This is a genomic window from Bradyrhizobium genosp. SA-4 str. CB756 (assembly GCF_000473125.1).
Taxonomy (GTDB): Bacteria; Pseudomonadota; Alphaproteobacteria; order Rhizobiales; family Xanthobacteraceae; genus Bradyrhizobium; species Bradyrhizobium arachidis.
The window spans coordinates 216,763-237,841 of record NZ_KI421499.1; the positions used below are offsets into that span (position 1 = coordinate 216,763).

The following is a 21,079-nucleotide window of genomic DNA, read 5'->3' on the forward strand; positions in this document are numbered from 1 at the left end:
TCCGCAATTGGCACAACCTCGACGTCTGTCGGGGCGGACGTCACGCCCCGACGCCGCGCGGGTGTCAGGGGATTAGTGCGCAATGAGATTGGTTTTGATGCTGCAAACGAAGGAGGTGCGCTCCCTCTCCTGCTTGCGGGAGAGGGTAGGGAGCCCGCGGCTGGTCGATTCAGCTTAAAGCCAAATCCGCCCTTGCCGGCCGTTCTAGAACTGCACTTCGCTCGGGATGTCCTCGGCGCCGAGGCCGACGGTTTCATAGGCCTTCAAGAGCCATTCGCGGGTCTGGCCCAGCGAACGGTTGTAGTCGGCCCAGGCGCTGAGGAAATCCTTGTAGCGACGATCGGATTCGGCGCGGATGCCGAGATTGGTCGGCAGCGTCAGGAGCGGACGCGGGATGGCGAGGTCGCCAAGCGTCGGATTTTTCTTCAGCGTGAAGATGGACAGCACGGCCAGCGAGACGTTGCAGTCGGCGCGGCCCGTCGACACCGCGAGGATTGCCTCGTCGCGCGTCTTGAAGCCGAGGATGTTCGCCTTCGGGCAGTAGCGACGCGCGATCGTCTCGTGCGTTGAGCCGATGTCGATGGCGATCTTGACCTCGGGCTTGTTGAGTTCGGCCCAGGTCTGCGGCTTGGCAAAACCCTTCTTGGTGATGACGGTGAAGGAGTGCACCAGGATCGGCGTGGAGAAGTCGATCACCAGCGAGCGCTCCGGCGTCGGATTCACGGCGAAGGCGAGGTCGATCTTGTCGGCCTGCAGATCCAGGATCTGGTTGCCCCAGGTCGATTCCAGCGTCTCGACCTTGGCCCCTAACTTGCCGGCGATGTCGTTCGCCATGTCGATGCAGGCGCCCGACCATTGATTGGTGGTGAGGTCCTTGTGGAAGTAGGGGTCCTGGCCGGCGATGACGGCGATACGCAGCACGCCGCTCTTCTTGATCCGTTCGAGCGTCGAGCCGGGCGCGGTGTCGGCCCTGGCCGAACCGGTTGCGGCGATCGCGGCGCCGGCGAGGGCAACGGTGGTGAGTGCGTCCCTGCGATTCATGGCAGTCTCCTGGGCAATCGCTTCTGCTGAACGTTCAAACCCGGCGTCTGGACTATTTCTGTATTCAGTTTAAAATGCAAGTCGGTATTTTGAATTGAATGGGATAGCCAAGCACGTGCGTGCCCTCTTCGTCGACGCCAACGACACCCTTGCCGCGGTGACCGAAAAGCTGCTGCGCGCAGACAATCTTCCGGTCGCCATCAACCGCAATCCCGCGATCTCGCCCGACGACCTGCCGCGCCTGCTCGATGGCGCCGAGATCATGATCGTCGATCATACCGCGGTGCCGACGGCGGTTGCCGCGAAATGTGCCGGGCTGAAGCACGTCGTCTTTCTCGGCACCGGCGCGCGCAGCTACATGAATCCGGAAGAGCTGGCCGGACGCGGCATCTCGGTTCACACCATCAAAGGCTATGGCGATACCGCGGTCGCCGAATGCGCGATCGCGCTGATGTGGGCCTCGGCGAAGAGCTTTGGCGAGATGGATCGCGGCATGCGCGAGGGTAACTGGCTGCGCCGCGATGCGGTCCAGCTCACCGGCAAGACGCTCGGCCTGATCGGCTTTGGCGGCATCGCCGCGGAAGCCGCGCGGATGGCGGCGGGCTGCGGCATGAAGGTGATCGCCTGGAACAGGTCGCCGAAGACCCATCCGGGCGTCGAATTCGTTGCGCTGGAGAAGCTGCTCGCCGAAAGCCATGTCGTCTCGCTGCATCTGCTGCTCAACGACGAGACCAAGGGGTTCCTGTCGCGCGAGCGCATCGCGATGATGCGCCAGGGGAGCATCCTGATCAACACCGCACGCGGCGCCGTGGTCGACGAGGACGCGATGCTGGATGGCTTGCGCTCCGGCCACATCGCCCATGCCGGCCTCGACGTCTTCACCGTCGAGCCGCTGCCGCCGGGCCATCCGCTGACGAAGCTGCCGAACGTGACGCTGTCGGCGCATTCGGCGTTCCGCACCCCCGAGGCGAGCGACAATCTGATCGGCGCGGCGCTCGATCACTGCCGCCGCATCATTGCAGGCGGCCGGTAGTGCAACCATCGAAGCCGGGCATGATGCCTGCGCAGGAGAGGAGAGACCTTTCGATCTTGCGCGCTCTGCCCGCCTGTCCTACCCACCTCCGAACGAGATTTGCGCGCGGCGTCGAGCGCACCGCCAGAGCCAGCAGGGAGCCGTTATGACCATTCGCAACACCCGCACCGGGGGCCAGATCCTGATCGATCAGCTGGTCGCGCAGGGCGTCGGGCGCGTCACCTGCGTGCCGGGCGAGAGCTATCTGGCGGCGCTGGACGCGCTGCATGACAGCCCGATCGACGTCGTGATCTGCCGCGCCGAAGGCGGCGCGGCGATGATGGCGGAGGCCTATGGCAAGCTCACGGGACGGCCCGGCATCTGCTTCGTCACCCGCGGCCCCGGCGCGACCAACGCCAGCCATGGCGTCCACATCGCGATGCAGGATTCGACGCCGATGATCCTGTTCGTCGGCCAGGTCGATACCGGCATGCGCGAGCGCGAGGCGTTCCAGGAGCTCGATTACAAGGCGGTGTTCGGCCCCATGGCGAAATGGGCGGTCGAGATCGATCGGCCCGATCGCATTCCCGAGCTGGTCGCGCGCGCCTTCCGCGTCGCCATGCAGGGCCGTCCCGGTCCCGTCGTGATCGCGCTGCCGGAGAACATGCTGACCGAGACCGCCGCCGTTGCCGACGCCATGCGGATCGAGCCGGCGGTGAGCTGGCCGGCGCCGGATGATATCGAGCGCGTCGGCGCGATGCTCGCCAGCGCCAAGGCGCCGCTCGTCATCCTCGGCGGCTCGCGCTGGACCGATGACGCCACCAAGAGCATCGCGCGCTTTGCCGAGCGGTTCGACCTGCCGGTCGCGACCTCGTTCCGCCGCGCATCGCTGATCGACGCCGATCATTCGCACTATGCCGGCGATCTCGGCATCGGGCCGAGCCCGGGGCTGAAGGCGCGCATCGACAACGCCGACGTCATCCTGCTGATCGGCGGCCGCATGTCGGAGATGCCGTCCTCATCCTACACGCTGCTCGACATTCCCTCGCCGAAGCAAAAGCTGATCCACGTGCATCCGGGCTCGGAAGAGCTCGGCCGCGTCTATCAGCCGGCGCTGGCGATTCAGGCGTCACCGGCCGCATTCGCCGCCGCCGTCGAGACGCTGAAGCCCACTGGGACGGTTGCCTGGAAGGGCGAAGCCGCCAAGGCGCATGCCGATTATCTCGCCTGGACCGACAAGGCGCGCGAGCTGCCGGGCACGTTCCAGTATGGTCAGGTCATGACCTGGCTGCGCGACCGGCTGCCGAAGGACACGATCGTCTGCAACGGCGCCGGCAATTATGCCGGCTGGATCCATCGCCACCACCGCTTCCACAGCTTCGCGGCGCAGCTCGCGCCGACCTCGGGCTCGATGGGCTATGGTGTGCCGGCGGGCGTGCTCGCCAAGCGGCAATATCCTGACCGTGTCGTCGTCGCATTCGCCGGCGACGGCTGCTTCCTGATGAACGGCCAGGAATTCGCGACCGCCGTGCAGTACGACGCGCCGCTGATCGTGATCGTCGTCGACAACTCGCAATACGGCACCATCCGCATGCACCAGGAGCGCGACTATCCCGGCCGCGTCGTCGGCACGCAGTTGAAGAACCCTGATTTTGCGATGTATGCAAAGGCGTTCGGCGGCCATGGCGAGCGCGTCGAGCGCACCGAAGAATTCGCGCCTGCGTTCGAGCGTGCGCTGGCCTCGGGCAAGCCGTCGATCCTTCACTGCATTATCGATCCGCGCGCGATTTCAGTCGGCAAGGATTTTGTGCCGCAGGTGAAGGCGTAGGCGATGCCGGAGGGCCGCCACGTCGCGATTATCGGCGCCGGCGCAGTCGGCGTGATCAGTGCGATCGAGGCGCTGCGCGAGGGCCATCGCGTCACGCTGATCGATCCGGGAGAGCCGGGCGGAGAGCAGGCGGCGAGCTACGGCAATGCCGGCTGGCTGTCCTCGCATTCGGTGATCCCGCCGGCCGAGCCGGGCGTCTGGAAGAAGGTGCCGGGCTATCTGATGGATCCGCTCGGCCCGCTCGCGATCCGCTGGTCGTACTTGCCGAAGGCGCTACCCTGGCTGATCAAATATCTTCTCTCGGGCTGGACCGAGGCGCGGGTCGAGAAGACGGCGTTCGCGCTGCGCGATCTCCTCAAGGACGCGCCGCTGCTGCACCGGAAGCTTGCGGAAGAAGCGGGCGTGCCGGAACTGGTCGAGCGCAACGGCGTGATGCACGTCTTCCCCTCGCGCGGTAATTTCGACAACGACCTCGGCTGGCGCCTGCGCAAGAAGGTCGGCGTCGAATGGCTGGAGCTCAATGCCGACGAGATGCGTCAGCGCGAGCCGGACCTGCATCCGCGATACACCTTTGGCGTGGTGGTGGAGGAAGCCGGCCGCTGTCGCGATCCCGGCGCTTATGTTGCGGCTCTTGCCAATCATGCGATCGCCAGCGGCGCGAAGCACGTGCGGGCCAAGGCGACCGGTCTGAAGCTCTCCGGCAACAAGCTCGTTGCCGTGCTCACCGGGACCGGCGAGATAGCTTGTGACGCTGTCGTCGTCGCCGCCGGTGCGCGGTCAAAACAGCTCACCGCATCGGTCGGCGATCCCTTGCCGCTCGAGACCGAGCGCGGCTATCACGTCATGATCGAGAATCCGGAATCCGGCCCGCGCAGCTCGATGATGGCGTCCGACGCCAAGATGGTCGTGAACTGGACCAACAAGGGCCTGCGCGCCGCCGGTACGGTCGAGATCGCAGGTCTTGAGGCCGCGCCGAACTGGAAGCGTGCCGAGATCTTGCGCGACAACCTCTTCAGCATGTTCCCAAAGCTGCCGAAGGATATTCCGCCCTCGCGCATCAAGACCTGGTTCGGCCATCGCCCGAGCATGCCAGATGGACTGCCGTGCATCGGCCACGCGCGCGCCTCACGCGACATCGTCTACGCTTTCGGCCACGGCCATGTCGGCCTGGTCGGCTCGGCCCGTACGGGGCGTCTCGTCGCCCAGCTCCTGAGCGGCAAGACGCCTGAGATTCCGCTGGCGCCGTTCGCGCCCACTCGCTTCCTCTGAGGTCGCATCATGACCAGTCCAGCCAACGCATCCTCCAGCATCGCCCGTGGCGGCAAGGCGATCTACGGCGCGCCGCTCGGCATTTTGATGCTGGAGGCGCGCTTTCCCCGCATTCCCGGCGACATGGGCAATGGCACGACCTGGCCATTCCCGGTGCTCTATCGCGTGGTGAGCGGGGCGTCGCCTGAGAAGGTGGTGCTGAAGGGCGCTGCGGGCCTGTTGCCTGACTTCATCGATGCTGCGAAGGACCTGGTGCGGCTCGGGGCCGAGGCCATCACCACCAATTGCGGCTTCCTCTCGCTGTTCCAGAAGGAGATCGCGGCGGCCGTCGGCGTGCCGGTCGCGACCTCGTCGCTGATGCAGGTGCCCTGGGTGCAGGCGACCTTGCCGCCGGGCAAGCGCGTCGGCCTCGTCACTGTGTCGGGCTCGACCCTGACGCCGGCCCATCTCGAAGGCGCCGGCGTGCCGCTCGACACGCCGCTGGTCGGCACCGAGCACGGCAAGGAATTCTTCCGCGTCCTGATCAAGGCCGAGAAGGACGACATGGACGTCGCGCAAGCCGAGCGCGACGTGGTCGAGGCGGGCAAGGAGCTCGTCGCCAAAAACCCCGATGTCGGCGCGATCGTGCTCGAATGCACCAACATGCCGCCCTATGCGGCCGCGTTGCAGGCCGAGGTCGGGCTGCCGGTCTACGACATCTATTCCATGATCACCTGGTTTCATGCTGGACTGCGCCCGCGCGCCTTTGCCTGATTCCATCCGTCGCAAAGCCTTGAACAGTCTCTGCCAGCTCTGCCGTGTGCATTGCCATTGTCCACAAGGCCCCGGTATATTGTGTTGTGTTCGGTCATGAATGCAGTTGATGATGAGCAACGTGGAACTGGCTTCCGATAGTATCGTCGATCGCGTCTATGAGCAGCTCAAGGCGATGGCCGTGAGCTATGAGTTCAAGCCGGGCGAGCGGCTCAACGAGGGCGAGCTGGCCAAGCGGCTTGGTGTCAGCCGCACGCCACTGCGCGAAGCGCTCAACCGTCTCAACACCGAAGGCTTCCTGCGCTTCACGCCGGGCAAGGGGTTTTTCTGCCGCGAGCTCGATGCGCACGAGATCTTCGATCTCTACGAGCTGCGCAAGTCGATCGAGGTCGCTGCGGTCCGCCTCGCCGTCAAGCGCGCCAAGGACGAGGACATCGACGCGCTGTTGAAATTCCTCGAAGCCACCGGTCCCGATCCCGGCGAGCGCACATCGGTGGAGCTGGTCGAGCTGGACGAGACCTTCCACGAACGGCTGATGGCGATGTCGAACAATGCCGAGATGCTGCGCGTCCTGCGCAACGTCAACGCCCGCATCCGCTTCGTGCGCTGGATCGACATGGACCGCGTCAACCGCTCGAACACCCAGGCCGAGCACCGCGCGGTGGTCGAAGGTTTGAAGGCGCGAAATGAGGAGGCTTGCGTGTCAGTGCTGGAGAAGCACATCGATCGCCGCCTCGACCGCATCACGGCCGCGATCAAGGAAGGCTACGCGCAGATCTATATGCCGACCACGGCAAGAGCTGCGACGAATTGAGGCTCTTCTTTTCACCTCGCCCCGCTTGCGGGGAGAGGTCGGATTGCATCGAAGATGCAATCCGGGTGAGGGGGTACAGGTCTATCGGTGGACTCTTCGTATGGAGGGAGCCCCTCACCCCAACCCTCTCCCCGTAAGAACGGGGCGAGGGAGGAGAGGCGCGGATGCCGCGGCCAACGCCAGCTATACAATCTTTCAATACCTGATCGTGCCAGACGGTCAGAGCCGTCGCGCGCGAACATCGCTAGCGTGCCGCTCGAAAGTCACGGAGACACGCGGTGCACAGCCCCAAGCCCAATCCCGAAACCGACTGGCCGTCCGAGCTCTATCGCATCCTGAAGGCCGCCGACGTCAGGCAGATGTCCTACGTCCCCGACGCCGGCCACAGCCAGCTCATCCGCATGTTCTCGGCCGACCACGACGTCACCACCAATGTGCTGACGACGGAGGAGGAGGGCATCGCCATTGCCGCGGGCGCCTGGCTTGGCGGCCAGCGCAGCGTGCTGCTGATGCAGTCGAGCGGCGTCGGCAATTGCATCAACATGCTGTCGCTGTCGGCGATCGGCCGCTTTCCGCTTCTGATGCTGGTGACGATGCGCGGCGAATGGGCCGAGTTCAATCCCTGGCAAGTGCCGATGAGCCGGGCGACGCAGCCCTCGCTCGAAGCCATCGGCCTGAAGGTGATGCGCGCGGAGACGGCGGAAGACCTGGTCGAGACTGTCGAATCCGCGGCCGCGCTCGCCTATGAATCCGACCAGCAGATCGCGGTCCTGATCGGGCAGCGCTTGATCGGCAAGAAGAAGTGGTGATGTCGATGTCCAATCCTTCCCAACTCGATCGCCGCGTTGCCGTCGCGGCACTCCTGAGGAACCGCAAGGACATGCTGGTTGTCTCTGGCCTGGGCTCGCCGACCTACGATCTGCATGCGACCGGCGACCGTGACGACAATTTTTATCTCTGGGGCGCCATGGGCGGCGCCGCGCTGATCGGGCTTGGGCTCGCGCAGGCGCAGCCGGGAAAGCGCGTTCTCGCCTTGACCGGTGACGGCGAGCAGTTGATGGGCCTCGGCGGCATCGCCACCATCGGCGTCGCGCGCCCGCGCAATCTCGACATCGTCGTGATCGACAACCAGCATTTTGGCGAGACCGGGATGCAGGCGAGCCACACCGGCCGCGGTGTCGATCTCACCGCCATCGCCACGGCCTGCGGCTTTGCCGCGACCGGAACCGTGCGGACGCTTGAGGAAGTGCAACGCCTCGCCGCGCAAATGGCCGAACCGGTCGGTGGCCCGCGGCTTTTTGTCATCAAGGTTCTGGCCGAAAATCCGCCGCGCTCGCTGCCCTCGCGCGATGCCGTCTTTATCAAGAACCGGTTCCGTGCTCATCTCGGGTTTGCGGCGGCCTAGCCCTCGGTCCTCATCCGGCTTAGGCCTGCCGCAAGCAGCTATTCTGGAGTGAGACCATGAAACTATCCGGCAAGGTCGCCGCCATCACCGGTGCGGCGCGCGGCATCGGCAAGGCCTGCGCAAAGAGATTCCTCGACGACGGCGTCAAGGTCGTCATCTCCGACGTCGATGCCGAGGGTCTGGCTGCAACGGCCGCCGAGCTCGGGCGGCCGGACGCATTGCGCACTGTCGTCGGCAATGTCGCCAAGCGCACCGACGTGGATCAGCTCGTCGCAACCGCCGTGAAAGAATTCGGCCGGCTCGACATCATGGTCAACAATGCCGGCGTCGCCCGCAACCGGGACCTCCTTGAGATCTCCGAAGTGGAATTCGACGAGATCATCGGCATCAACCTGAAGGGCGCATTCTTCGGCGTGCAGGCAGCAGCAAGACAGATGATCGCGCAAGGCGGCGGTGGCGTCATCATCAACATGTCCTCGGTGAACGCGCTGCTCGCGATCCCGGCGCTTGCGACCTACGCGATGTCCAAGGGCGGCATGAAGCAGCTGACGTCAGTCGCTGCCGTTGCGCTCGCCCCGCACAACATCCGCGTCGTCGCGGTGGGGCCGGGCACGATTTTGACCGACATGGTGGCGTCATCGATCTACACGTCCGAGGATGCGCGGAAGACCGTGATGTCGCGTACGCCTGCGGGACGCGGCGGCGAGCCGAGCGAGGTGGCATCGGTGGTCGCGTTTCTCGCAAGCGATGATGCGTCGTATATCACCGGGCAGACCATCTATCCCGACGGCGGGCGGCTGATCCTGAACTACACGGTACCGGTGAAGGAGAAGTAGGACGGCTCCATTCTCGGTGTCATCGCCCGGCTTGACCGGGCGATCCAGTATTCCAGAGGCGGGCGTAAGAGCTCGCTCTCGCCACATCCGCCGCGGCGTACTGGATGTCCCGCCTTCGCGGGGCATGACAGCCGTGTTTGTGCTGGGCTGCGAAGCCTCACTCCGCCGCAACCGTCATCCCATAGCCCAGCCGCTTCGAGATCCCGCCAGCGCAATCTCGCAGCGCGTGCGCGATCGGGCTGTCCCAGAGCGCGTCAAACGTGCCTTCCGGGCCCATCGCGGTGATGACCAATGCGACATGGCCGGAATGATCGAACACGGGTGCGGAGAACGCATTGACGCCGGGCAGCGGATCGCCCAGCGCGCGGGCGAGGCCGTGCTTGCGGACCTCGGCCAGCATCTCCGTGACCTTGGCGCCTTTCACGGCGCGCTTCGGATTGTAGCCGACACCGTGGCGATCGAGCCCGCTTTCGAGTGCGGCATTGATGGTCTTCTCCGGCAGGAACGCCGCAAAGGCGCGCCCAGTCGCGGTCTCCAGCAGCGCCATCACCGAGCCCGCGCGCATCACGATGTGCACGGGTTGGCCGGGCTCTTCCAGCTGCACCACCGTCGGGCCGTGCGTGCCCCAGACTGCCAGCGACACCGCGTGGCCGATCTGGCTCGCGAGTGCTGCAATCTTCGGCCGCGCGATGCGCACGCCGGAGAGACGACGCAGGCTGATCAGGCCAAGCTCCAGCGCCAGCGCGCCGATCTCGTAGCGGCCGGTGGTCTCGTCCTGCTCGATCAGGCCGATGCGGGAGAAGCTGGCGAGGTAGGGATGCGCCTTGGCCGGCGTCATGCCGGCTTCGCGGGCGAGATCGCGCAGCATCATCGGCTCGCCGCTCCTGGCGAGCGCGCGGAGCAATTCTCCGCCGACCTCGATCGACTGGATGCCGCGGCTTTCTCTCTTCATGCGCCTCCGATGCGCTTGAGTTCTTGTTTGAGCATGATCTCTTCGGAAAACCGCTGCACACTTTTCCGGATCATGCTCTACGCCGCGTCGCGCTTGGCGGCGCTGTCGGCGAGATGACGGCCGGCAATGTAGCCGAAGGTCAGCGCCGGCCCAAGCGTGATGCCGGCGCCGGGATAATTGCCGCCCATGATGCTCGCCATATCGTTGCCGGCGGCATAGAGGCCGGGAATCACCCGGCCCTCGGCGTCGAGCGCCTGCGCGTTCTCGTCGGTGACGATGCCGGCATAGGTGCCGAGATCGCCGATCACCATCTTGATGGCATAGAACGGGCCGTTCTCGATCGGCGCGATGCAGGGATTGGGACCATGCATGGCGTCGCCCTGGTAGCGGTTATAGGCTTTTGAGCCCTTGCCGAAGGCGGCGTCGTGGCCCAGCGGCGCGGTCGCATTGAACTGCCTGACGGTCTCGGCGAACGCCTCGGCATCGATGCCGGCCTTTGCGGCCAGCGCTTCGAGCGTGTCGCCGCGCATGAGATAACCGGTATCGAGGTGATGACCCAGCGGCATCGGGAACGGCGGCACGCAGCCGAGGCCGTATTTGCGCAGCGTCTGGTGATCGCACACGAGATAGGCTGCGATCTCCTCGCCGGGCTTGGCAGCCTTGATCATGGCTTGGACGAAGTCGTGATAGGAATTGCCTTCGTTGGCGAAGCGCTTGCCGTCGCGCATCACCGCGATCACGCCGGGTTTGGCGCGGTCGATGAAATGCGGCATCACGCCCTTGGATCCGTCCTTGCGCGTGGTCAGCGACACCGGCACCCACGCCGCCGCGTTCGGCAGGCGATCCTCGACATGTCCGCCAGCGCTTTCAGCAAGGCGGAGGCCGTCGCCGGTATTTCCGGTCGGTCCCGGCGAAAAATGCTCAACGCCGGTCGGCGCATGCGGAAACATCTTTTTGCGACGTTCGACGTCATGCGGAAAACCGCCGCAGGCGAGCACGACGCCCTGCCGCGCGCGGACGCGCACGTTGCGGCCCTCACGCGACACGATCGCGCCTGTGACAGCGCCGTTCTCGACCGTCAGCTCGCGCACCGGCGAGGACAGCCACATCGGAATCTTCAAATCCTGCGCCGACTTCGCGAGACGCCCGGCGAGCGCATTGCCGTTGGTCAGCGTCATGCCGCGGCCGTAGCGCATCACGTCCATGAGATGCCGCGAAAGCCGCTTGGCGACATAGACCGCCGACGTCAGCGACTTCGTCACGCGCATGAAGTGGATGATCTCCTTGCCGCTTCCCAGCATCATGCCGAACACGGTGAGCTCGGGTAGGGGCATGCCGAGCGACTTGATCTGGTCGCCGAGCTCGCGGCCGTCGAACGGTCGCGCCACCATGGAGCGGCCGCCCTGCGCGCCGCCGGGCGCTTCGGCGTGATAGTCGGGGAAGACCAGCGGCATGTCGAAACGGAGCGCCGTCTTGCTCGTGAAGAAGTCGACTGCCTCGGGGCCGGCGCTCAGGAACGCATCGACACGCGCCGCGTCGTAATTGTTGCCGGCCTCGTGGCGCAAGTAGGTGCGCGCCTGGTCCGGCGTCTCCGTGATGCCATAAGCCTTTGCCAGCGATGTGCCGGGGATCCACAGCCAGCCGCCGGAGCGGGCGGTGGTGCCGCCGAAGCGCGGCTCTTTCTCGACGATCAGCACGTCGAGGCCACGGTAGCGCGCGGTTATCGCGGCCGACATGCCGGAGCAGCCCGATCCGGCCACGAGCACATCGCACTCGTATGTTTCGCTTGCGTTGCGCTCGTTGCCGGCCATGTCTCACCTCACTTCTTCAGCAGCGGGCATTTGGATTCGGAGACCGGGCGGAAGGCGTCCTCGCCCTTCACGGTCTTGACGATCTCCAGATAGTCCCAGGGCTCCTTGGACTGCTCGGGCGTTTTCACCTTGGCGAGATACATATCGCGGATGACGCGGCCGTCCTCGCGCAACTTGCCGCCATGCACGAAAGTATCCTCGATCGGCAGCTCGCGCATCTTGGCCATGACCTTGGCCGGATCGTCGGTGCCGGCCGCCTTGATGGCCTTGAGATAATGTAGCACCGAGCCATAGACGCCGGTCTGGATCATGGTCGGCATGACATTGGTGCGCTCGTAGAACTTCTTGGACCAGGCACGGGTCGCCTCGTCCATGTTCCAGTAGGAGGCCGTGGTCATGTAGGTGCCCTGTGCGGCCTTCAACCCGATCGCATGCACGTCGGTGTCGAACATGAGCAAGCCCACGAGCTTCTGACCGCCCTGGACGAGGCCGAACTCGCCGGACTGCTTGATCGCGTTGTCGGTATCCTGGCCGGCATTGGCGAAGGCGACGACATCGGATTTCGAGCTCTGCGCCTGCAACGCGAAGGACGAAAAATCCGCGGTGTTGGTCGGATGCTTGACGCCGCCGAGCACCTTGCCGCCCATCTCGTTGATGAAGCGCGTCGCGTCCTTCTCGAGCTGCTGGCCGAAGGCGTAGTCGGCGGTGATGAAGTACCAGGACTTTCCGCCTTCCTTGATCACGGCGGACGCCGTCACCTTCGACAGCGCGTAGGTGTCGTAGGTAAAGTGCACCGTGTTCGGGCTGCACAGCTCGTCGGTCAGCGAGCTCGCGCCGGGGCCGGAAAGCAGGGCGATCTTGTTGCGCTCGCGCACCATATTGTGCACGGCGATGGCGATGCCGGAATTGGGGATGTCGACAACGGCATCGACCTTGCCGTTGTCGAACCAGCCGCGCACGATCTGCACGCCGACGTCGGTCTTCATCTGGTGGTCGGCGCTGATGATCTCGATCGGCTTGCCGAGCACGGTCGGACCGAACTCCTCCACCGCCATTTTTGCGGCCTCGACCGAGCCCGGCCCAGAGTTGTCGCGGCCCCAGCTCGACAGATCCGTCAGTACGCCGATGCGCACGGCGTCGTCGGAGACTTGCGCGGTTGCAGCTGTGATCATGGCAGAAGAAGTCATGGCTGCGAGCATGGCGCAGGCCAAAAGCCCTCTCATCGTCGTTCCCTCTCTTTTATCGGCCGCCTGGCGCGACCAGTTGTTCTGGAGATAAGTTAGATATTGGCGAACGAGTTTGTCAATGGCGAATAACGGCTGGACTGGGTTCCATGGCCACCGGGACGATGGTGCGGAGATGCGTACAAATGTCGCCACGCCCGTCATTGCGAGCCACCGGGTCCGCGCGAAGCGCGGCCCGATGACAGGCTCCGCGAAGCAATCCAGACTTTCTCCGCGGCGGCAGTCTGGATTGCTTCGTCCTCGCAATGACGCTGCGCAGCGTCGGCGGCACGAGAGCGAACAATTGCTCCCGCAGGTTGCAACCATCATCGCGATTGGCCATGATGCTCCCCGGAATCTGTGGGGCGTGGCAATGACGGCAGCAGCGGGGGTCTCTGCTTCGGCGGAGAAATCGACGACGGCGCATGTGGTATGGGCGAGCGCGCTCGGCACCGCGATCGAGTGGTACGACTTCCTGATCTACGGCACGGCGGCCGCGTTGGTGCTCAACAAGCTGTTCTTCCCGAGCTTCGATCCCTTTGTCGGCACGCTCGCGGCATTCTCGACCTACGCGGTCGGTTTCGTGGCGCGGCCGATCGGCGGCGCGATCATCGGGCATTACGGCGACCGGCTCGGGCGCAAGAAGATGCTGGTCGCGACCATGATCGCGATGGGGCTCGGCACCTTCCTGATCGGCTGCCTGCCGACCTATAGCCAGATTGGTGTGTGGGCGCCGATCCTGCTCATCATCCTGCGCTTCATCCAGGGCATCGGGCTCGGGGGTGAATGGAGCGGCGCGGTGGTGATGGTGATCGAGCATGCCGGCAATCGCCGCGGCTTCTATGGCAGCCTGGTCCAGATCGGCTTTCCCGTCGGTGTCGCCGCCTCCACCGGCATCTTCGGCCTGATGACGCAGCTGCCCGAGGCGGACTTTTTGAGCTGGGGCTGGCGCGTGCCGTTCTGGATCAGCATCTTGCTGGTCGGCGTCGGCTTCATCGTGCGGCTCAAGCTCGCGGAGACGCCGCACTTCAAGGAGGTCGTGGAGCGCAAGGAAGTGCTGGCGCAGCCGGTGTGGGAAGTGCTCCGCCGCGACTGGCGCAGCTTTCTGCTCGCGATCGGCATCACGGTGTCGGAGGTGGGCCTTGCCTATCTCCTCACCGTCTTCACAGTCGTTTATGCCACCACGAAGCTCGGCCTGCCGCGGCAGGTGATCCTGAACGCGGTGGTCTATGCCGCGATCGTCGAGTTTGCGACGCTGCCGCTGGCCGGCTGGCTCTCCGACATTTTTGGCCGCAAGGCGCTCTATCTCGCCGGCGGCGTGTTCTCGGTGGCGCTGGCGTTTCCGCTGTTCTGGTTCCTCGACACCAAGGAGCCGGCGCTGATCACGCTCGCACTCGTGGTCACGATGACGCTGACGCATGCGCTGCTTTTCGGGCCGAAGGCCGCCTTCATGCCGGAATTGTTCCGCACCCAGGTTCGCTACAGCGGCGCATCGCTCGGAGCCAATGTGGCAGCCGCCATCAGCGGCGGCTTCTCGCCGCTGATCGCAACGGCGCTGCTGGCATGGGCCGGCTCGTACTGGGCCGTGTCTGTCTACATCATCGCGCTGTCGATCATCACGATCATCGCGACCTTGATGGCGCCGGAGACGGCGCGCGATGCGCTGAAATCCTGAAATCACTCAGCGGCAGGCGGCGGCGTCCCGCATCACCAGAAAGGTGATGCTGGCGGGCGGCAGGCGGATCCGGCCCGCGGGTACAGCTCGCGGCGTAAGGCGGGGCAGATCGTCGCCGTCGGTCAAGGCGAGCGTCGTGCCGTTCAACTGCACGCTCGCGCTCTGGAGGCGGCGCGCCCGAAGCATATAGCGCTCGGCCTGCGCGGCCAGCGTTGCGGCGTGCGGTTCATGTTGCGACGTGTTGATGAGGAGGACGGACGCCGCACCTTTCACCGTGGGATGACAATGCGCATAGGCGTGAACGGTGCGCGTCGAGGTCATGCCTGCGTCGAGTACGGTTGTGCCCATCAGGCGATGCCATAGCAGTGCGGCCCAGTAGTTCGGCCGTGGCCGAAACGTCTTTTCGTCGAGCAAGCCGTAGTCGCTCGCCGCAAGCGTGTTGTGCATCACCACCTGCACGCCGGCTCTGGCCAGGCGACCGAGCTGGTCGAGATAGCGAAAGCCGTCGAGAAAGGTCGCGTCCCACAGATTGCCGCCGCAGGCGGCATCCGCGGTCTCCGTCAGCCAGATCGGTTTGCCCGGCTCGAACTGGTCGCGCAGGCCGCGGTAGACGGCGAGCGCGACGTCGGTTCGCGACAACCAGTCCTCGGATAGCGTCTGGGCCGGATCGTCGTACACGCCGCAGCGGGGCGAGAGCGTGTTGTAATGGTGATAGGAGACGCGATCGAGCCCCGGGCCCGATGCGGCGAGCAGATCGCGCGTGTTGATGCCGGTGGCGGAAGAGGAGGCGGAGTCGCCGACGGAGCCAGGCCCAGCGATCAACGTCTCGGGCGATGCGCGCTTCATCCATGTGTGAAAGATCTTGAAGTCGCGGCCATAGGCATTGGCGTCATATCCCGCCGGCGGGCCATTGTTCGCCGCGAGCGTCGGCTCGTTCATGAACTCGGCGGCAGCAATGCGGCTGCCCAGCGACCGCGTGAAATCGACGAGGCGCTGTGCCTGATCCGGCGTCCAGGCGCCGTCAGTGTCGCGGCTGCCGGGACTGACGCCGAAAGACGTCACGATCTCCGCATCGGCGACGCGCGCGAAGTCGACGACGCCGCGCCATTGCGTGCGGCTGAGCACGGTGTCGAAGCCGGCGGGCGGTGCGACCGGAGGATCGTCGGTGTCGGCGAAAAAGGTCGCATTCGCCCAGGTGCCGCTCACGCGCAAATAGGCCGGCCCGAGTGCTGCGGCGAGCTTGCGCAATCGCGTATTGGCGAGATCGATCGGCGGTCGATAAGCGTAGCGATCGCTGCGACCGCCTCCTTGCGCATAGGGCTTCCAGAACCGTCCGCCGGTCACCTCCACCATCTCGATGTTGTAGGACTGGAAGCGTACGTCGATCTTGCTGATCGCTTTTAGCTCTGCGGGCGCGATCGATATCTCGGCGTGGACCGTGCCCGTCATTGCGGCGAGGAAGCCGACCTGCAGCATTCGCTGCCGAAACAGCTTAACAGTCGACTTGATTAGAGGCGCCGTCACCTTGTCCGCGGCGCGGCCGAGATGGATTTCCCGCCGGGCCGGCCCTTGCGCACCGCGCTCCAGAAGTTCTCGGCCGCCCGGGTCATGCGGGCCCGCGTGCGGAACAGCGAGACGCTGATCGGAATGTCCCATTCAGCGCCGCCGGCGCGCAATAGGCGGCCGCTGTCGAGATCGGCGCGGACGAGGCTCATCGGCGCCCACGTCACGCCGCGTCCTTCGCGTGCCATGTCGACCAGCAGCATCACCGGCGCGGCGAAGCCCGGGACGAGCCAGGCCGCCGGATCCTTCGTCGCCAGGAACGAGGTGACGAGCCGGCCCACGCCCGAGCCGGGGTGGTAGGCGAGATAGGGCAGCGGCGCGCCGGATGCGCCGGGCAGGGCGTAGCGGGCTTGGGCCTTCTTGCCGCTGCGTCCGTTACGGCCAGACTTGGTGGTTCCAGATTTGGCGGCCGGCGCGCTGATCGGGATCAGAATGTCGGTGGTGAGATCGATGCGCTGGAAGCGGTCCATGTCGAGCCGGCTCACCAACGAGGGATGGTAGTGCGCCAGCATGAAATGCGCCTGCGCATCCAGCAGCAGTTTTTCGCAGCCGGCAAAATTGGAAGCGACGAGCTGCACGGCCGAGCCGGCCCGAGCGCCGTCGGAGTTGCGGATCCATTCCGGAAAGAAGGCCTGCGACAGCGAATGCGTGGCCGCGAAGGTGATGGTCTCGGCTTTCAGCCGCGCCACCTCGAGCGCCTCCTCGCGTCCGACCAGAATCCGGCGCAGCACATCCTCCGCGACGGGACGAAAACTCTCGCCGGCGGCGGTGAGCGTGATCGTGTGGGTCGAGCGCTCGAACAGCGGCGTGCCCAGCCACTCCTCGAGCGACCTGATGCGGCGGCTCAGCGCCGGCTGGGTCACATGCCGTCGCTCGGCGGCGCGGGAGAACCCGCCCTCCTCGGCGATGGCAAGGAAGTCCTCCAGCCAGATCAGGTCCATAATAACGTTTTGTCCTCAAATCATACCGATACGGCATTAGCGCCTGCCACGCCGCTGGTCCAATGTAAACGGCATAGCAAGACAAGAACAAAGCGCCATCCCTGCATGGCGCGAAGATGCCGTTGGAGGAAACGAAATTGCAGATTGCCGCAACGCCGCTGTCTGAGCCGCTGTCGACCCCGGTTTCCGAACGCCGCCGCAAGCCGCTCTGGCGCGAGCCATATGTCCTGGTGGTCGCCGGCGCCGCGCTCGGCGCGCTGTTCGGCTTCCTGGCTCCGAGCGTTGCCGTCGACTTCAAGCCGCTCGGCGATGCCTTCATCTCGCTGATCAAGATGACGATCGCGCCGTTGATCTTCCTGGTCGTGGTCACCGGCATCGCGCAGGTCGGCGACATGAAGGCGGTGGGCCGCATCGGGCTCAAGGCCTTCGTCTATTTCGAAGCCGTGACGACCCTGTGCCTGCTGATCAGCTTCGTCGTGGTGCGCTGGGTGCAGCCCGGCGCGGGCGTCGCGCACGCCACCGCGCAGCAGGCCGAGACCGTTGCGCGCTATCAGCAGGCCCATGTTGGATCGCTGTCCGCCTACATCCAGCACATGATCCCGGAAAGCTTCGTCGGCGCGTTCGCGGCCGGCGATGTGCTCCAGGTTCTCGTGCTCGCGCTTCTGTGCGGCATCGGCCTCCTGCTGCTCGGCGACAAGGCCGCGCCGCTGCGCACCGGCCTGGAACGCGTGACCGAGCTGGTCTTCAGCGTCGTTCATGTCGTGGTGGCGCTGGCCCCGATCGGCGCGTTCGGCGCCATGGCGTTCACGGTCGCAAAATTCGGCGCCGCCACCCTCTATGCGCTCGCACTGCTGGTCGGCACCGCCTGGGCGATGATGGCGTTCTTCATCTTCGTCATCCTCGGCACCATCTGCCGCCTCGCCGGCATTCGCCTGATGGACCTGCTGCGCCTGCTCCGCACCGAGCTGCTGGTCGTGCTGGGCACCTCGTCGTCAGAAACCGCCATCCCCGGCATGATGGAGAAGCTGCCGAAGGCCGGCGTCGGGCGCGCTGTGGCGGGCCTCGTCATTCCCTCCGGCTATTCCTTCAATCTCGACGGCGTCGCGCTGACGCTGCCGCTCTCGACCATCTTCGTCGCCCAGGTCTACGGCATCGAGCTGACGGCCGCGCAGCAGCTCAGCCTGTTCGTTGTGATGCTGTTCACCAGCAAGGGCGCGGCCGGCGTCACCGGCGGTGCGTTCGCAGCGCTCGCGGCGACCGTGGTCGCGGCCGGGCTGCCGGCGGAAGGGCTGGCGCTGCTGCTCGGCATCGACCGTTTCATGTCGCTGGCCCGCGCCATCACCAACACGATCGGCAATGCCGTCGCCGCCATCGTGGTCGCGAAATGGGATGGCGAATTCAACCGCGACGACTGGGCTCAGTCCGCCGCTCAAATCCAAACAGTGAAGTAAGGATCCAAGGTCTTCAGTATGGCTACCAACACCAATCAACTGCCCGTCATCGCGCTGACGCCGGGCGACTGCACCGGCATTGGCCCCGAACAGGTCGCGCGCATCCTCTCCGATGACAGGCTTGCGGACGCCGCGCGCCTCGTCGTAGTCGGCGATGCCCGCGTGCTCGAGATGGGCATGGAGCATGCCGGCGTGAAGCTGAAGATCGAGCGGATCTCATCGCCCAAAGCCGCCAATTGGGGCCGCGGCACGGTGCAGCTCGTCGACTTGGGCAATACCGATCCCGCAAAGTTCCTGATCGGCAAGGCCAGCGCCGAATCCGGCCGGCTGACGGGCGAGACGCTGTCGCGCGCGATCGATTTCTCCAAGGACGGCGAGGTCGATGCCATCACCTTTGCGCCGCTCAACAAGCGCGCGATGTTCGACGGCGGCTGGAAGTTCCCCGACGAGCACAAGATGTTCGCGAGCCTGCTCGGTCACACCAGTTACTTCTCCGAGATGAACGTGCTGGACGGCCAGTGGATGTCGCGCGTCACCGGGCATCAGTCCTTGCGCGAGGCGCTCGACGGCATCAACCCGGCCAGCATCACAGATGCGATCGAGCTGGTCGATCGCATGATGAAGAGGGCTGGCGTCGCCAAGCCGCGCATCGCGGTCGCGGCGCTCAATCCGCATGCCGGCGAGAACGGCCTGTTCGGCCGCGACGAGATCGAGATGATCCGTCCCACGGTCGAGGCCGCCGCCAAGACCGGCATCGCCTGCACCGGGCCTTATCCCGCCGACACCGTCTATATCCGCGCCTTCGCCGGTGAGTTCGACAGCGTGGTCGCGATGTATCACGACCAGGGCCAGATCGCGACCAAGCTGCGCGGCTTCAACCGCGGCGTCACCGTCACCGCGGGGCTGGAGACCGTGTTCACCACCCCGTCGCACGGCACCGCGTTCGACATCGTCGGCACGGGTATCGCCAAGACCGGCGCGCTCGAAAGCGCTGTTCGCCTCGCGGCGCAGCTGGTCTCGATCAAGGTCAAGGAGGCTGCCTATGCACACTGATCGCAGGACGCTGCTCCAGGCGGCAGCCGCGCTGCCGCTCGCCGCCGCCGGCACCAATGTCGCTTTCGCTCAGGCTCCGGCCGCTGCGCCCGCGGCCTCCCCGCCCAAGGAGGTGACGCGCGCATTGGCGCATTATCTCGTTACCGCAAGCTATGACGACCTGCCGGCCAATGTTCGAAAAGAAGGCGTGCGCACGCTGCTCAACTGGGTCGGCGTCGCCATCGGCGGCTCGCACCATGAGACGGTCGATATCGCGGTGTCCGCGCTCGGCCCGTTCTCGGGGCCGCAGCAGGCCTCACTGTTCGGCCGGCGGGAGCGGTTCGACATCATGAACGCGGCTTTCATCAACGGCGTGTCGAGCCACATCTTCGACTATGACGACACCCATCTGAAGACGATCATCCATCCCGCAGGCCCCGTGGCGTCGGCCATCCTCGCGCTGTCGGAACTGCAGCCGGTCTCCGGCAGGGAGTTTTTGAACGCGCTGGTGCTCGGCGTCGAGACCGAATGCCGGATCGGCAACTCGGTCTACCCGAACCATTATGACGTCGGCTGGCACATCACCGGCACGGCCGGCGTGTTCGGCTCGGCCGCGGCCGTCGGCAAGCTGCTCAAGCTGAACGAGCAGCAAATGACCTGGGCGCTCGGTCTTGCCGCATCCCAGCCGGTGGGCCTGCGCGAATCCTTCGGCTCGATGAACAAGAGCTTCAATCCGGGCCGCGCCGCCTCCAGCGGCATCTTTGCGGCCATCCTGGCCTCGAAGAACTTTACCTCCTCCGACGCCATGATCGAGGCCAAGCGCGGCTGGGCCAACACCATCAGCACCAAGCAGGACTACAACGAGAGTTTGGGCGACCTCGGCAAGCGCTACGAGGCCGCGCTCAACACCTATAAGCCGTTCGCCTGCGGCATCGTCATGCATCCGGCGATCGATGCGGCGATCCAGCTCCGCAACGAGAGCAAGCTGACCGCGGACCAGATCGAGCGCGTCGACCTCAAGGTCCATCCGCTGGTGCTGGAGCTCACCGGCAAGAAGACGCCGAAGCAGGGTCTCGAAGGCAAGTTCAGCATCTATCACGCGGTCGCGGTGGCGATCGTCGAGGGCGCCGGCGGCGAGAAGCAGTTCAGCGACCGTGCGGTGACCGATCCGACCGTCGTCGCGCTGCGGGCTAAGGTCAATCCGGTCATCACACCGGGCATCAAGCCGGAGCAGGTCGATCTCACCATCGTGCTCAAGGACGGCCGCAAGCTGAACCGCTACATTGAGCACGCGATCGGCAGCGTCGAGGTGCCGATGACCGACAAGCAGCTCGAGACCAAGTTCTCCGACCTCGCCGACGGCGTCATTCCCGCTGCCGCGATCCGGCGCGTGATGGACGCATGCTGGAATGTCGAGAACCTGCCGAGCGCGGCGGAGATCGCCAAGATGTCGGTCGCGGTCTGATCGAGGAG

At 65.4% G+C, this 21,079-nt stretch carries 18 protein-coding genes; 12 read left to right on the forward strand and 6 right to left on the reverse strand.

Annotated elements, in window-relative coordinates; all coding sequences use genetic code 11:
* Positions 1-204: 204 nt before the first annotated feature.
* Positions 205-1,041, reverse strand: coding sequence for a transporter substrate-binding domain-containing protein (locus BRAGE_RS0101095; RefSeq protein WP_027560874.1), 837 nt, complete (start codon positions 1,039-1,041; stop codon positions 205-207).
* 115 nt (positions 1,042-1,156) lie between these two features.
* Here BRAGE_RS0101095 and BRAGE_RS0101100 point away from each other — a divergent pair, with 115 nt between their 5' ends.
* The 8 genes from BRAGE_RS0101100 to BRAGE_RS0101135 all read left to right on the forward strand — a co-directional run bounded on the left by BRAGE_RS0101100 (position 1,157) and on the right by BRAGE_RS0101135 (position 8,958).
* The gene (locus BRAGE_RS0101100; RefSeq protein WP_027560873.1) at positions 1,157-2,074 is read left to right on the forward strand and encodes an NAD(P)-dependent oxidoreductase; all 918 of its coding nucleotides are present in this window, start codon (positions 1,157-1,159) and stop codon (positions 2,072-2,074) included.
* Between the two features lie 145 nt (positions 2,075-2,219).
* Complete coding sequence (locus BRAGE_RS0101105; RefSeq protein WP_027560872.1) at positions 2,220-3,881, forward strand: thiamine pyrophosphate-binding protein; 1,662 nt, start codon at positions 2,220-2,222, stop codon at positions 3,879-3,881.
* A gap of 3 nt (positions 3,882-3,884) precedes the next feature.
* On the forward strand, positions 3,885-5,150 hold the full coding sequence (locus BRAGE_RS0101110; protein WP_027560871.1) for an NAD(P)/FAD-dependent oxidoreductase: 1,266 nt from the start codon (positions 3,885-3,887) through the stop codon (positions 5,148-5,150).
* A 9-nt stretch (positions 5,151-5,159) separates the two neighbouring features.
* Positions 5,160-5,903, forward strand: a complete 744-nt coding sequence (locus BRAGE_RS0101115) for an aspartate/glutamate racemase family protein (RefSeq protein ID WP_027560870.1) — start codon at positions 5,160-5,162, stop codon at positions 5,901-5,903.
* Positions 5,904-6,015: 112 nt separating this feature from the next.
* Complete coding sequence (locus tag BRAGE_RS0101120) at positions 6,016-6,717, forward strand: GntR family transcriptional regulator (protein WP_231164109.1); 702 nt, start codon at positions 6,016-6,018, stop codon at positions 6,715-6,717.
* Positions 6,718-6,995: 278 nt separating this feature from the next.
* Positions 6,996-7,526, forward strand: coding sequence for a thiamine pyrophosphate-binding protein (locus BRAGE_RS0101125; protein ID WP_027560868.1), 531 nt, complete (start codon positions 6,996-6,998; stop codon positions 7,524-7,526).
* A gap of 5 nt (positions 7,527-7,531) precedes the next feature.
* Positions 7,532-8,122: a thiamine pyrophosphate-dependent enzyme gene (locus BRAGE_RS0101130; RefSeq protein WP_027560867.1), complete on the forward strand. Its 591-nt coding sequence runs from the start codon at positions 7,532-7,534 to the stop codon at positions 8,120-8,122.
* Positions 8,123-8,178: 56 nt separating this feature from the next.
* Positions 8,179-8,958, forward strand: a complete 780-nt coding sequence (locus tag BRAGE_RS0101135; RefSeq protein WP_027560866.1) for an SDR family NAD(P)-dependent oxidoreductase — start codon at positions 8,179-8,181, stop codon at positions 8,956-8,958.
* 157 nt (positions 8,959-9,115) lie between these two features.
* Here BRAGE_RS0101135 and BRAGE_RS0101140 read toward each other — a convergent pair whose 3' ends face one another.
* The 3 genes from BRAGE_RS0101140 to BRAGE_RS0101150 form a co-directional block, all read right to left on the reverse strand.
* Positions 9,116-9,910: an IclR family transcriptional regulator gene (locus BRAGE_RS0101140; protein ID WP_027560865.1), complete on the reverse strand. Its 795-nt coding sequence runs from the start codon at positions 9,908-9,910 to the stop codon at positions 9,116-9,118.
* A gap of 77 nt (positions 9,911-9,987) precedes the next feature.
* Entirely contained in the window at positions 9,988-11,721 is a 1,734-nt protein-coding gene (locus BRAGE_RS0101145; protein WP_027560864.1) for an FAD-dependent oxidoreductase, read from the reverse strand.
* Between the two features lie 8 nt (positions 11,722-11,729).
* Positions 11,730-12,944, reverse strand: a complete 1,215-nt coding sequence (locus BRAGE_RS0101150; protein ID WP_027560863.1) for an ABC transporter substrate-binding protein — start codon at positions 12,942-12,944, stop codon at positions 11,730-11,732.
* A 373-nt stretch (positions 12,945-13,317) separates the two neighbouring features.
* On the opposite strand from BRAGE_RS0101150, the gene BRAGE_RS0101155 reads away from it, so the two are divergent.
* Positions 13,318-14,619: an MFS transporter gene (locus tag BRAGE_RS0101155; protein ID WP_027560862.1), complete on the forward strand. Its 1,302-nt coding sequence runs from the start codon at positions 13,318-13,320 to the stop codon at positions 14,617-14,619.
* Between the two features lie 6 nt (positions 14,620-14,625).
* On the opposite strand, the gene BRAGE_RS0101160 is transcribed toward BRAGE_RS0101155, so the two are convergent.
* Together BRAGE_RS0101160 and BRAGE_RS0101165 are read right to left on the reverse strand one after the other, a co-directional pair.
* Positions 14,626-16,095, reverse strand: a complete 1,470-nt coding sequence (locus BRAGE_RS0101160) for a hypothetical protein (RefSeq protein WP_035729267.1) — start codon at positions 16,093-16,095, stop codon at positions 14,626-14,628.
* A gap of 44 nt (positions 16,096-16,139) precedes the next feature.
* Positions 16,140-17,123, reverse strand: coding sequence for a LysR family transcriptional regulator (locus BRAGE_RS0101165; protein WP_027560860.1), 984 nt, complete (start codon positions 17,121-17,123; stop codon positions 16,140-16,142).
* A 137-nt stretch (positions 17,124-17,260) separates the two neighbouring features.
* Here BRAGE_RS0101165 and BRAGE_RS0101170 point away from each other — a divergent pair, with 137 nt between their 5' ends.
* The 3 genes from BRAGE_RS0101170 to BRAGE_RS0101180 are packed head-to-tail and all read left to right on the forward strand — an operon-like array spanning position 17,261 to position 21,071.
* Positions 17,261-18,574, forward strand: coding sequence for a cation:dicarboxylate symporter family transporter (locus BRAGE_RS0101170; protein WP_027560859.1), 1,314 nt, complete (start codon positions 17,261-17,263; stop codon positions 18,572-18,574).
* A gap of 18 nt (positions 18,575-18,592) precedes the next feature.
* Positions 18,593-19,627 carry a PdxA family dehydrogenase gene (locus BRAGE_RS0101175; protein WP_027560858.1) on the forward strand — a complete coding sequence of 345 codons (1,035 nt, stop codon included), beginning with the start codon at positions 18,593-18,595 and terminating at the stop codon, positions 19,625-19,627.
* The gene (locus BRAGE_RS0101180) at positions 19,617-21,071 is read left to right on the forward strand and encodes an MmgE/PrpD family protein (protein WP_027560857.1); all 1,455 of its coding nucleotides are present in this window, start codon (positions 19,617-19,619) and stop codon (positions 21,069-21,071) included. Before BRAGE_RS0101175 ends, BRAGE_RS0101180 begins: the two co-directional genes overlap by 11 nt.
* Positions 21,072-21,079 lie beyond the last annotated feature (8 nt).

What these genes read in the sequence shown, in the direction of transcription:
- BRAGE_RS0101145 (WP_027560864.1), bottom strand. Translation starts at nt 11,721, where the DNA reads ATGGCCGGCAACGAGCGCAACGCAAGCGAAACATACGAGTGCGATGTG.
- BRAGE_RS0101150 (WP_027560863.1), bottom strand. Translation starts at nt 12,944, where the DNA reads ATGAGAGGGCTTTTGGCCTGCGCCATGCTCGCAGCCATGACTTCTTCT.
- BRAGE_RS0101095 (WP_027560874.1), bottom strand. Translation starts at nt 1,041, where the DNA reads ATGAATCGCAGGGACGCACTCACCACCGTTGCCCTCGCCGGCGCCGCG.
- BRAGE_RS0101105 (WP_027560872.1), top strand. Translation starts at nt 2,220, where the DNA reads ATGACCATTCGCAACACCCGCACCGGGGGCCAGATCCTGATCGATCAG.
- BRAGE_RS0101115 (WP_027560870.1), top strand. Translation starts at nt 5,160, where the DNA reads ATGACCAGTCCAGCCAACGCATCCTCCAGCATCGCCCGTGGCGGCAAG.
- BRAGE_RS0101155 (WP_027560862.1), top strand. Translation starts at nt 13,318, where the DNA reads ATGACGGCAGCAGCGGGGGTCTCTGCTTCGGCGGAGAAATCGACGACG.
- BRAGE_RS0101175 (WP_027560858.1), top strand. Translation starts at nt 18,593, where the DNA reads ATGGCTACCAACACCAATCAACTGCCCGTCATCGCGCTGACGCCGGGC.
- BRAGE_RS0101130 (WP_027560867.1), top strand. Translation starts at nt 7,532, where the DNA reads ATGTCCAATCCTTCCCAACTCGATCGCCGCGTTGCCGTCGCGGCACTC.
- BRAGE_RS0101120 (WP_231164109.1), top strand. Translation starts at nt 6,016, where the DNA reads ATGAGCAACGTGGAACTGGCTTCCGATAGTATCGTCGATCGCGTCTAT.
- BRAGE_RS0101160 (WP_035729267.1), bottom strand. Translation starts at nt 16,095, where the DNA reads ATGCTGCAGGTCGGCTTCCTCGCCGCAATGACGGGCACGGTCCACGCC.
- BRAGE_RS0101180 (WP_027560857.1), top strand. Translation starts at nt 19,617, where the DNA reads ATGCACACTGATCGCAGGACGCTGCTCCAGGCGGCAGCCGCGCTGCCG.
- BRAGE_RS0101165 (WP_027560860.1), bottom strand. Translation starts at nt 17,123, where the DNA reads ATGGACCTGATCTGGCTGGAGGACTTCCTTGCCATCGCCGAGGAGGGC.
- BRAGE_RS0101140 (WP_027560865.1), bottom strand. Translation starts at nt 9,910, where the DNA reads ATGAAGAGAGAAAGCCGCGGCATCCAGTCGATCGAGGTCGGCGGAGAA.
- BRAGE_RS0101135 (WP_027560866.1), top strand. Translation starts at nt 8,179, where the DNA reads ATGAAACTATCCGGCAAGGTCGCCGCCATCACCGGTGCGGCGCGCGGC.
- BRAGE_RS0101110 (WP_027560871.1), top strand. Translation starts at nt 3,885, where the DNA reads ATGCCGGAGGGCCGCCACGTCGCGATTATCGGCGCCGGCGCAGTCGGC.